8 protein-coding genes are annotated in these 12,146 nt (G+C 36.8%); 2 read left to right on the top strand and 6 right to left on the bottom strand.

Features of this window, described 5'->3' with window-relative positions; genetic code table 11:
• Nucleotides 1–38: 38 nt before the first annotated feature.
• Both typA and AC3QLY_RS06485 read left to right on the top strand, forming a co-directional pair.
• Complete coding sequence (gene typA / locus AC3QLY_RS06490; protein WP_074418345.1) at nt 39–1,850, top strand: translational GTPase TypA; 1,812 nt, start codon at nt 39–41, stop codon at nt 1,848–1,850.
• Nucleotides 1,851–2,048: 198 nt separating this feature from the next.
• Nucleotides 2,049–4,220 (top strand): TonB-dependent receptor family protein, encoded by a 2,172-nt coding sequence (locus AC3QLY_RS06485; protein WP_218331553.1) that lies wholly within the window; start codon nt 2,049–2,051, stop codon nt 4,218–4,220.
• 157 nt (nt 4,221–4,377) lie between these two features.
• Here AC3QLY_RS06485 and AC3QLY_RS06480 read toward each other — a convergent pair whose 3' ends face one another.
• From AC3QLY_RS06480 to AC3QLY_RS06455, 6 genes are all read right to left on the bottom strand, one after another.
• Nucleotides 4,378–7,446 (bottom strand): efflux RND transporter permease subunit, encoded by a 3,069-nt coding sequence (locus AC3QLY_RS06480; RefSeq protein ID WP_288095669.1) that lies wholly within the window; start codon nt 7,444–7,446, stop codon nt 4,378–4,380.
• A gap of 150 nt (nt 7,447–7,596) precedes the next feature.
• The gene (locus AC3QLY_RS06475; protein ID WP_218331543.1) at nt 7,597–8,547 is read right to left on the bottom strand and encodes an efflux RND transporter periplasmic adaptor subunit; all 951 of its coding nucleotides are present in this window, start codon (nt 8,545–8,547) and stop codon (nt 7,597–7,599) included.
• 6 nt (nt 8,548–8,553) lie between these two features.
• Nucleotides 8,554–8,781, bottom strand: a complete 228-nt coding sequence (locus AC3QLY_RS06470) for a hypothetical protein (RefSeq protein ID WP_492991017.1) — start codon at nt 8,779–8,781, stop codon at nt 8,554–8,556.
• 6 nt (nt 8,782–8,787) lie between these two features.
• On the bottom strand, nt 8,788–10,029 hold the full coding sequence (locus AC3QLY_RS06465) for a TolC family protein (RefSeq protein WP_218331541.1): 1,242 nt from the start codon (nt 10,027–10,029) through the stop codon (nt 8,788–8,790).
• The gene (locus tag AC3QLY_RS06460; protein WP_218331539.1) at nt 10,029–11,303 is read right to left on the bottom strand and encodes a sensor histidine kinase; all 1,275 of its coding nucleotides are present in this window, start codon (nt 11,301–11,303) and stop codon (nt 10,029–10,031) included. The genes AC3QLY_RS06465 and AC3QLY_RS06460 overlap by 1 nt, the downstream gene beginning before the upstream one ends.
• Nucleotides 11,304–11,353: 50 nt before the next feature.
• Nucleotides 11,354–12,034 (bottom strand): response regulator transcription factor, encoded by a 681-nt coding sequence (locus AC3QLY_RS06455; RefSeq protein ID WP_068246340.1) that lies wholly within the window; start codon nt 12,032–12,034, stop codon nt 11,354–11,356.
• Nucleotides 12,035–12,146: the final 112 nt, after the last annotated feature.

Below are 12,146 nucleotides of genomic sequence, written 5' to 3'. Positions count from 1 at the left end.
CATTGTAAAACCTTACCTTTGCAGCCTTAAATTTTTTTATGGATATTAGAAATATTGCGATCATTGCACACGTTGACCACGGAAAAACCACATTAGTAGACCGCATACTACAGGCTACCAAGGTTTTTAGAGACAATCAGGAAACCGGCGACTTAATTATGGACAGCAATGATCTGGAAAAAGAAAGGGGCATTACTATTTTTAGTAAAAATGCCGCTGTTACTTATAAAGACGTTAAAATCAATGTAATTGATACGCCCGGCCACAGTGATTTTGGCGGTGAAGTAGAACGAGTATTGAAAATGGCAGATGGGGTAATATTATTGGTAGATGCTTTTGAAGGCCCCATGCCCCAAACCCGCTTTGTATTGCAAAAAGCATTGCAATTAAATCTGCATCCTATTGTTGTTATCAATAAAGTAGATAAACCCAATTGCCGCCCCGATGAAGTGCATGATGCCGTATTTGAACTCTTCTTTAACTTAGATGCTACTGAAGAACAACTGAACTTCCCAACTTATTATGGCAGCGGTAAAAATGGCTGGTTTAATGACAGCCTAACCCCTACTGAAGATATTTTCCCGTTAATGGATGGCATTTTAAAACATGTACCACCACCTACCATTCAGGAAGGTTCATTGCAATTACAAATTACATCATTAGATTACTCTTCTTTCTTAGGCCGAATTGCAATTGGAAAAGTAACCCGCGGTACCATTAAAGAAAACCAGAACATTGCATTGGTGCAGGCAGATGGCAGCATCAAAAAAAATAAAGTAAAAGAATTATACGTTTTTGAAGGAATGGGCAAACGCAAAGTAACGGAAGTATTGTGTGGCGATTTATGTGCGGTTGTTGGTCTGGAAGATTTTAACATTGGCGATACCATTGCCGATACTGAAAATCCCGAAGGATTACCCATTATCAGCGTGGATGAACCTACCATGAGTATGATGTTCAGCATCAATAACTCACCCTTCTTTGGTAAAGACGGAAAGTTTGTTACCTCTCGCCACCTGCGCGACCGCCTGATGAAAGAAACAGAGAAAAACTTAGCCCTTAGAGTAGAAGATGCAGACAGTGCCGATAGCTTTTTGGTATTTGGACGGGGCATTCTGCACTTAGGTGTATTGGTTGAAACCATGCGCCGCGAGGGATATGAATTAACCGTGGGAAACCCACAGGTATTGGTGAAAACAGTAGATGGCAAGAAGCATGAACCTTATGAAATTTTAGTAGTAGATGTACCGGCTGAATTTAGTGGTAAAGTAATTGATTTGGTAACCCAACGCAAGGGTGAAATGCTGGTGATGGAAAGCAAAGGTGAAATGCAGCACTTAGAGTTTGAAATTCCTTCAAGAGGTTTAATTGGTTTGCGTTCACAAATGTTAACCGGCACTGCAGGTGAAGCTGTAATGGCACATCGCTTTAGTGAATACAAACCCTGGAAAGGGCCTATTCCCGGAAGAAACAATGGTGTGCTGATTGCTAAATTTGGCGGTACCACTACTGCCTATTCTATCGATAAATTACAGGATCGCGGCCGTTTCTTTATTGAACCCGGCGAAGAAGTATATGCCGGACAAATTATTGCCGAGCATATTAAACCCGGCGATTTGAATGTAAATGCAGTAGAAGCTAAAAAATTAACCAACCACCGTGCCAGCGGTAGCGATGATAGTGTACGCATTACCCCAAAAATTCAATTAACATTGGAAGAATGTATGGAATACATTCAGCAGGATGAGTGTATTGAGGTAACGCCTAAAAACATCAGAATGCGTAAAGTGGTGTTGGATGAAGAAGACAGAAAAAAAGTAAGCAAAAGAATGGGTGCTGAGGTTGAATAAATAATTAAATTTTAAAAATATATAAAAAACAGCATTTATAAACTATTGCTGTTTTTTTTGCATCAAAGTAATATAAGAATAATTTTAATAAAATATATTTTAGTAGCTCATTTTGAATTCCAGATATCGTAAACAGAATTTCCCGATACAGTTATTATATCATTGATTTCGCAATTTTCTTTGTGAAAAAAAAATCTCATGAAGAAAATACTTCTGCTACAATGGCTTTTATTACCCATTATTTTATTCTCACAAAAAATTGACAGCATAAACGTACACACACTTAAAAATGTTTCAGTTATTGGTTTTAAAACCGTTCGCGGAATAGGTCACATGCCAGATTTTAAAGATGGAATTATTTATGCCGGTAAAAAAAGCGAAGTGATTATGGTAGATAGTTTGGATGCAAATAAGGCTATCAATAATACCAGACAAATTTTAGGCAGGATACCCGGATTAAATATTGTTGAAACTGAAACAGGTGGCTTTACTGCAAACGGAATTGCAACAAGGGGGCTTAACCCTATTCAAAGCATTGAAATGAATACCCGCCAAAATGGTTATAACATTAGTGCTGATATATATGGATACAATGAAGCCTATTACCTTCCTCCTATGGAAGCAGTTCAAAGAATTGAAATGGTAAGGGGTGCAGCAGCATTGCAATTTGGCGCTCAATTTGGAGGTTTGGTAAACTATATTACAAAAGATGCACCTGCCAATAAACCCTTTGAATTTTATACTTCGCAAACTGCAGGCAGTTATGGGCTTTTCAATTCTTTTAATTCAATTGGAGGTAATTTTAAAAAACTATCATATTATGCTTTCATCCAATATCGCTATATGGATGGGTACAGACCTAATAGTAAACAATGGCAGTTATCAGGTTTTGGAAAATTGCAGTATAAAATTTCTGAAAAGCTGAATGTTACAGCAGAATATTCTTTGCTTCGTAATACCATACAAATGCCGGGGGGATTAACAGATAGCCAGTTTCAGGCTAATCCCAGAATGTCAACACGTTCCAGAAACTGGCTGAAAACGCCTTGGAATATTGTTAATTTATCAATGAATTACAATCTATCTAAAAACAGCATAATTAGTATAAAGAGCACATATTTATATGGGAATCGTTCTCTGGTATGGAGAAACGAAGATGGTGGCCCGGCTGCCCAAGATACAATTGACCCCATTACAAATACCTATGTTCCTAGAGAAGTGGGGATACAAAATATGAAAAACATCACAACAGAATTCAGATTTTCGCATCAATACCAATTTGTACATCAACAAGCAACTATTTCAGGAGGTATCAGACATTCATATGCATGGTTAAAAAGGCTTGGGGGAGGAGAAGGAACTACCAACAGTGATTTTGATTTATCAATCCGGGGCGATTGGGGTTATAACTTAAATTTTACCACTACAAACATCGCTCCTTTTATTGAAAATATTTTTAAGTTCGGTGACAAGCTGTCCATCATCCCCGGTTTTAGATTTGAATATTTAAACAGTACTGCAACTGGTTATAAAACTACTAATGGAACAAAACAAAATGTTTTAGAAAACAGATCAAGAACTTTTCCATTGTTTGGCATGGGCATTTCATATAAAACAGGAACCTACACCAATATTTACGGTAATATCAGCCAGGCATACCGGCCTATTGAATATAGCCAGTTAGAACCATTCGGAATAACATCCAGAATTGACCCCAATCTAAAAGACAGTTATGGCTTCAATGCAGATTTAGGTTATAGAGGCACCATTAAAAATTATTTTAATTTTGATTTGGGTGTTTTTTATCTGGCTTATAATAATAGAATTGGAGTATTAGTACAAACAGACCCAAATACCGGAATGGAATACTCTGTACGCAAGAATATAGCGAATAGTGTTCATAAAGGTGTTGAGAATTATTTGGAATTTAATATTTTAAAATACCTGAATGCACAATCAAAAACAGGACTTAGTATTTTTAATTCGTTTGCTTTCATTGATGCCAGATATACCACCGGAGAATTCAAGGGCAACCGGGTTGAAGCTGCTGCCAAGACTATCAATCGCACTGGAATTATTTTTAATAACCCCCATTTTTCAGCAACTTTTCAGATAAATAATATTGGTGATGCTTACGGTGATGCTTCAAATGTAAAAACAAGTACTGACCCAATTGCAGGTTATATACCTGGATATACAGTTGCTGACCTCAGCATGACATATACCATCAAAAAAATTGCAATCAAAGTGGGTGTGAATAACTTAACTGATAAATCATATTTTACACGAAGAACTGATGAATATCCTGGACCAGGTATTATTCCTTCCATTGGAAGAAGTTATTATTTTGGATTTTCAACTCAATTTTAAATTTCCTGATAAAGGTAATTCACAACAAATAAAAAAATTGAGCCCAATACAAAATATCCATTTTCATAATTGGCTCAAATTAAAAGAGGCTATCTCAAAAGCAAGAGAAAGCCTCTTTTTTATGAAATTACCATAACAGAATTCTGTTTTTTATATTCTACATTTCTTCTTCCTGTACCAAAGGTTTACTGTTCTTATATAACAAATGCAACAAGCTTGGTAACACTACCAATAACAAAGGCAATGCTACAATAAATCCGCCAATTACAGCAATGGCTAAGGGTTGGTGCATTTGTGCTCCAGTACCAATACCGAGCGCCAAAGGCGTTAAAGCAATAATAGCGCCCAACGCCGTCATTAATTTGGGCCTTAACCGGGTAGAAATGGAATAAATAATCGCTTCATCTACCCTGCCCACATTGGTTTTTCCTTTTAATGAATCCCTAAACTGCAAATAAGTAAAAATGGCATTCTCACCTATAATACCCACAATCATGATGAGACCGGTATAACTACCCACATTTAACGGAGTATTGGTGAGGTAGAGTGCCAAATAACTGCCACTGATACCCAGTACTGCTACCAATATAATAATCAATGCAATTTTTACATCTCTGAATAAAAACAATATGACCCCAAACACCAGCAAACTGGCTGTAATTAAAATTACCAGCAACTCTTTAAACGACTGCTGTTGCTCTGCATAAGCACCGCCATAACTGATAAAATAACCTTGCGGCAATGCTACTTTTGCGGCCACTTTTTGTTGAATTTCCTGCATGGTACTACCCAAATCGCGATTATCTAACCTTGCAGTAACTACCCCCATATTTTGCAAATTTTCTCTTTGTATTTCTGCATCGCCACTACTTAATGCAACTGTGGCCAAATTAGTAATAGGTATTCTTTTCCCATTGGGAAGAAAAATGAGTGCTTGTTTTACCTGTGCTACCGATAATTTGGCACTGTTTGGATAAATAAACCGAATATTACTTAACTGTTCCTTATCAAATACACTACCCACCACATTGCCTTCTAAAGCACTCTGCATTTGGTATTGAAAACTGGCAGGTGTAATACCATATAGCGCCAAGGCGGTATAGTTAGGTGTAACCACCACCGACGGCCCGGCAATAACAATACCATCAAAAACATCAGCCGTTCCCTGAACAGTATTCAGCACTGCAGCCACCTGTCGGGACAGCTCTTGCAACTTCGACTGATCATTCCCAAAAATTTTAACTTCTATTGGCTGTACCGATGTCATTAAATCGCCCAACATATCGGTAATTACCTGCCCAAAGTCAATTCGCAAAGCCGGTTGCGTTGCTTCTATCTTCAACCGAATATCATTAATTACCTCTACCGTGGTCCGGGTTCTGTTTTTCTTTAATTGTATCAGGTAATCTCCCCGATTGGGTTCTGTGATAAAAAATCCCATTTGTGTACCGGTTCTACGGCTATAAGCTTCTACTTCAGGCACTTTTACAATTATTTTTTCTACCTGCCTTAACATCCGGTCTGTTTCTTCCAATGAAGTACCGGGTGGTGAACTGTAATCCAATACAATACTTCCTTCATCCATATCGGGCAAAAAGCCGGTAGCTAATTTAGGATATACAACATAAATGGAAGCACCTAAAATTACGATGAACAATATACTGATATAAGGTTTACGGATAAAAAAACCCACCCATTTCTGTTGCTTTACTTCATGGCCATGTTTTATTTTTTTGCCTACTGCATTTACAGACGCATTGCGGGTAAACAACAAATACAAAACAGGCAACAGTAACCAGGTTACAAAAAATGAGCAGACTAAAGTAATAATCATGGTATTGGTCATTACTTTAAAATAAGCACCTGCAACACCACTCATCAATACAAAAGGTAAAAAAATAACGATGGTACTTAAGGAAGATCCCACCATGGCAGGAAATAAATAATGAATGGCTTTTTGCAACAGGGTATTGGTGGATTCGGCAGGATGTTCTTCGTGGGTGCGATGGATTTGCTCCACTACTACTATAGCATCGTCAATAATTAGACCGATAGCAGCCGCCAGTGCGCCCAGCGTCATAATATTTAATGTTTGTCCGATAGCATACAAACAGATAATAGTGAGTAAAATTGTAACCGGTATGGTAAACAGAATAACGGTACTGGCTTTCAGTGAACGCAGAAAAATAATAGCCACCACTATTGCAAGCAATAACCCTATCCATAAACTATCGCTTACACTTTTAATGGCATCTTTTACAAAATTGGCCTGCTCATAATAAGGATGTATGGTTACATCGCGAGGCAGTATTTTTTTCAGATCATTCAGTTTGGCATCCATATCGCTGCTTACCTGAATTAAGTTGGCATTGGGCTGTTTAATAACAGCCAGCAAAATACCTTCCCTTCCGTTTGCATTGATTTTGATATACTCCTTCGCTTCACGAATTTGCACATCGGCTATATCCTGCAACTGCACAATGCGCTTACCATTATTGCTGATAACAATATGTTGTAATTGATCTTTCGAAACTACCGATGCATCGGTAAGTGATAAATACAATAAATGATAATCGGCCAGATAGCCGTTCGATTTGATGAAATTGGTCTGGCTTAATGCATAGTTCACCGAATCGGGAGTAATACCCAATGCCGACATTTTATCGGTATTCACAATTAACCAGTATTCTTTTGTTTTTCCGCCAATAACCCGCACCTCAGAAACACCGGCTACCTGCGATAAAAAGGGTTTAATGGTATACAAAGCCAGCAGCTTCATATCAATGGGCGATCGGGTGTTACTTTCCAAAGAATACCCAATTACCGGCAAAATGGAAGGATTCATACGTTCCACCGTAATTTGAATACCAGGCGGCAGCGTATTCATAATTTCTGTAATTCGAGATTCAATTCTTTGTTTACTCACATCAATATTCGCATTCCAATTCAGAAAAGCAGATATTTCGCAACTTCCCCGGCTGGTAATGCTGCGTATCATGTGCAAATCAGGCACCCGCTTTACAGCATTTTCCAACTGTCTGGTAACAGTAATCATCATTTTATTCACCGGCTGCTGTCCGGCATCAGCTATGATTTTAATTTTTGGAAAAGTAATTTCAGGAAATAGTGAAGATTGCAATTTGCTGTAAGCAAACAATCCGCCCATAATGATAATGGCCATAAAAACAGCCAAAGGACTTTTATATTTTACAAAGAAATTTTTCATCCAAAAAATATTTAAAATTTGCAAAGCACCTTGACCTTACAAAAAATTAGAAATAATTTTTATTACTTTTCTGTTATACTGTACTTGATTTAGAGCTTCATTTCAATACAGTATTCTGAAAAAACTGACTTGCCATACATGAAATATTACTTATTCTTTCAATGGAGTTGACAGAATCATCACTTTTGCAGTATCCGGCAAACCGTAATTCCCTTTTACAAGAATACTATCGGTAGTTTTAAAAGCAGGGGTAATTATTTCCACGGCATCATTCGTTTCAACACCTTTTTGTACCTGTACTTTTATTGCAGTAATGCTATCTATCATTTTCATTACCCAAAAATTACTTTGCACTTCATCGCTTAACACGGCTGCTTTTGGAAGCGATAATGTATTCATTTTTTGAACTTTTATCAGGTTTACTTTAGCAATTAAATTTTCTGGTATTTGTTTATTGGTATTTACCCTGATGATGAAGTTTTGTGTTTGTGCCGCAGGATCTACTGTAGGTAACGGAGTACCCATTGTACCTGTTAGTTGTGTACCATCGGGTAATAATAAATGTACCATTTTATTTTGTGGAAGATAGGGCTTCAATTCATAAGGCAGGTCTAATAAAAACACAAAACTCCTGTTATCGGTAATTGCTGCCAATGGCTCTCCATCTAACACATAATCGCCAGCATGGTAATTGAGCTGGGTAATATAACCATTCCCCGGTGCATGTATGGCAATGGTTCCTGAAAACCGCAAAGAAGTATCTAATGCATTAATGGTATTACCCAATGCCCTTGCTTCTTTGGTAGTAATCACAAATAAGGTTTCGCCCTTTTGTACATATTGGCCCAAATGAATATTTACCTGTTGTAAATAGCCGTTGGCATTGGCTTTCACAAAACTCTTCAATAAAAAAGCAGAAACAGCATTCAGGGTAACAGTTTCCTGCATCATACCCTTAATAGGATGGGTAATGGTAACCGGTGTGCCGGTAGCGGCATCGGCAACAAGCGTTGTATTTGCATCGGGGGTTTTCTCTTTGCAAGCCTGCATTACCATAGCAAATGCAAAAAATGAAACAAGTATATATTTTTTCAACATCATAATTGTTTAGTTTCTGTTCCAGTAATTAATTTGGTTAATAATCTGTAATTTATTGATGGTATTTTGTGTAATTAAATTTTTCGCATTCAAATAATTGCCAATAGCTAAAATATAATTCGGCATCACTACATCACCGGTTTGCAGTAACTTCCGGTTTGCCTCAATTAATATTTGCGTATATTTTATTTGCGTATTGGTTTCAAATGAAACAAGTATATATTTTTTCAACATCATAATTGTTTAGTTTCTGTTCCAGTAATTAATTTGGTTAATAATCTGTAATTTATTGATGGTATTTTGTGTAATTAAATTTTTCGCATTCAAATAATTGCCAATAGCTAAAATATAATTCGGCATCACTACATCACCGGTTTGCAGTAACTTCCGGTTTGCCTCAATTAATATTTGCGTATATTTTATTTGCGTATTGGTTTCATTAATCAGTTCCTGCACCGATTGTAGTTGTTGGGCCAATTGTGCAATTTGCTGCTGAAACTGTACTTTAAAATAATCGCGATATTGCTGACGGGTTTGTTCGGCAATGGCAATTTTATCGTGTTTCATTTTTCTTTGCTTCCCATCATAAATGGGCCATATAATCGATACACCAAAGCTGGTTCCAAAATTTTTATAAGCCCGGTAAGCAAAAGATGAGAGATAGCCCGCATCTGCATACAAACTAACTTTTGGTTTATAACTAAAATCAATTTGTGCATCACTGTTTTTCAGTTTTAAACTATCTACAAAAAACTGTTTGTAAAAAACTGTTTGTTCTATTTCCGGTGTTAATACCAGTTGAATATCTGGTTTTTGCAATACAGTGTAAGCCGTATCTGTTAAGCCGCATAAATAATTGAGCGTACCATATTCATTGCTAAACTGAATGTGCAATTGATGAATCAATAAATCCTGCTGCTGAATGGTTACTAAAAAACTTAAATAATCAGTTTGTTTGTAGATACCTGATTCGGTTAATTTTTTCAGAATCACTTCTTCTTTTTTCAACAAATCAACCAATTCTTTATTGAACTGAATTTGCTGCTGTGTGCCATAGGCCGTAATATATTGAGCAGTTATGGCTTTGGTAATATCCTGCTCTGTTATTTTACCCGCCACTTGTAAACTTTGATTTAACAGTTGAATAGCCTGTTGCTGGTTTTGCATGTTTTCTTTACCAATCAGCAGTTTGTTGGCAGTAAGTTGTTGCGCAACATTGGCACCGTTGGTAATGGCACCATCATAGCCCCAACCCTGATAAGAAGGCGCATACGTATTTACACTGATGGCATTAATTTGTGGTTGATAGATGGCATGAATACGAAGACTGTCTATGATATTGCTTAACTGTTGATTGTGGTAATCTTTCAAAAGCGGACTGTTTTCAATGGCGGCATTCACAAAAAATGGAAGGTTTTTTTGCTGTGCCTGCGCCCATCCCAAACATAGCAAACTGCCGATGATGACGAATAATTGCTTTCCCATTATATTTTCTCCTCCTGATTAACAAATTGAATAATAAAACAATGTTCGTTTTGCTCAAATGTATATTGTATATGCCATTCTGCCAATCGGCATATTTCATGTACAATTGCCAGGCCCAAACCCGTTCCTTCGGTTTGCTGCTGTGGCCGGTAAAATCGTTTAAATACCTTTTCTGTATCTAAACTACTCTGTGTAGCTGTGTTACGAATGGTAAAACTATTTGCAGTTAATACAATGGTAATTTGTCCATTTTGTGCAGTATACCGAATGGCATTGTTCAGCAAATTATTGATGAGTATTTCTGTTAACTGTTGATGAAACAATACTGTAACGGGTACCAATTGCCGTTGTATGGTTAATTGTCTGGCTTCTATAAAAGCAGCTTTTTCTTCACATTTATTCCGGATAATCTGATCTAACTGTACTGTTTCATTCAATGCAAACTGATTGTTTTCAATTTTAGCCAACAGCAATAATGACTGATGCAGTTTAATTAACTTCTGCATATTATCGTCAATGGCCATCAGTTGTTGAACACCAAGTTCATCTAAATTATTTTGCTGTATCATACTTTCAATAGAAGAACGGATAACGGCCAGCGGTGTTTGCATTTCATGTGCTGCATTTTCGGTAAAAGATTTTAAAGAACGATATTCGGTATAAATGCGTTGCGACATTTCATTTAAACTACCATTTAGCAAATGAATTTCAGTTATAGGGCTGCCAGGCAACTGCAAGGGTTGCGATTGACCAATTTTGTATTCGCGAATGGCCGTAATCGTTTGTTGAAAAGGTTTAAATAATTTATTGACCAATTTTCTGTTCACAAAAAAATTCAGTACCAAAAGCAAAGTAATCATTCCAAATGCCAATATGGCTATCAATTGCAATAAATCTTCCGTTTCTGCCTGCGATTTATTGACTTGTACCAAATAATGACGATTACCTACCTGCAAGTGAAATTGCAATTGCCGTATTTCCCGCATTTCCTGCTCAGCCTTATTAAATGCAGTTATGGTTCTGAATTTGTGTTTAGGCAATGCAATTACGTTACTGTCTACAATAATCCATTGGTTTTTGGTATTTTGTATTACAGGTAACTGATGATATTGCTGCACATAGGCAGAAACTTCCTGTTGTTCAGCCTTCAGGCTTTCATCTAATTGCCGAATGAGCACATATTGCAAAACGCCATAAAAAGCAATACTACCCATTAAAAGAATAATAATAGCAGTCAAGGTATTAAAGCGTTGATACGCGGCAAATGATTTCATGATTGCGTACGATTCGTTTTTAGTTGATCATATTTAAAATGATACATGTATTAGTCAACCTGCATTTTATATCCGGCACCATAAATAGAACGAATACAATCTTCCCCGCCAGCTGCCATCATCTTTTTACGTAAATTTTTGATATGCGTGTAAATAAAATCATAATGATCGGCCAAGTCCATATCATCGCCCCACAAATGCTGGGCAATGGCACTTTTAGACAATACCCTGTTTTTATTCACCACAAAGAACAGCAGCAACTGGTATTCTTTCTGTGTTAACTCAATTTCCTGCTGTTGTACCGTAACTTTTTGTGCAATGGTATCTATGAACAGCCAGTTGCCAATATTCAGGATATTATGTCCATCCATTTTTTTTCGCCGTATAATGGCTGCTACCCGCATACTTAATTCGGGTAAATGAAAAGGTTTGGTTAGATAATCATCTGCCCCCAATTGCAGACCGGTAATTTTATCATCTAATGAATCTTTGGCTGAAATTATAATAACTCCGTCGTTTTTTTTGTTGGTTTTTAAATATTGCAACAGTTCTAAACCGGAACCGCCTGGCAGCATAATATCTAACACAATACAATCATATTCATACAAATCAATTTTTTCAATAGCATCGTTATAGTTGGTAACTGTTTCGCATAGATAGCCTGCTGCGGTTAAAAAGCCGGTCATGGTTTTGTTCAGTGTTATTTCATCTTCTATAATCAGTAGCTTCATAATGCAATATGATGTTTAAAAAAAGTCTTTCATTTTCAATATACAAATTAACCCATGAATTCTGAAGCAAATTTGAATTGTTGGCATAGCACTTTCAAGTTGGCTTATTATT

The sequence above is a fragment of the Hydrotalea sp. GW822-HT8A01 genome, from assembly GCF_058798575.1.
The sequence above is the reverse complement of the archived record's forward strand: the minus strand, read 5'-3'. Positions and strand labels throughout refer to the sequence as shown.